We start from the raw sequence: 379 nt of genomic DNA on the forward strand, positions 1-379 counted from the left end.
CTTGGATCCCATTCTGTTATAAAGTCGGTCCGAGTCTCTTGGGTTATCCGTTTTGCAAAACAGGACTGGGCTGTGCTTATCCTGATGCAGAAATTCTGTTTTGCCCTGTAAAGGTTTTTGCAGATATGAAAGTACCCGAAGCCCCGATCTAAAATAACTATGGATTTACAGGCTGGCAGTTCTTCAATGCATGTATTAAAAAGTGTTTTTTCCGTTTTCTCCATCTTTGATATCATTTTGGAAAGAATAGCCCCGCTAAAAACATCATAAAACATAAAAATCTGTGCTAAACAGCTCTTTACACTGCCAGCTTTCTCCGAATAGATTCCAAAAAAGTCTTTTATCTGTCTGGAAGGCGGTAGTCCAACAGTGGAGCCAT

The 379-nt window shown here is 40.1% G+C and carries 1 protein-coding gene; it reads right to left on the bottom strand.

Annotated features, from left to right (window positions below):
- The coding region (locus DRW42_RS29530; RefSeq protein ID WP_425273529.1) for a transposase at positions 1-344 on the bottom strand (344 nt) is incomplete at its 3' end.
- Positions 345-379 lie beyond the last annotated feature (35 nt).

Source organism: Pedobacter miscanthi (assembly GCF_003315595.1).
GTDB lineage: Bacteria > Bacteroidota > Bacteroidia > Sphingobacteriales > Sphingobacteriaceae > Pedobacter > Pedobacter miscanthi.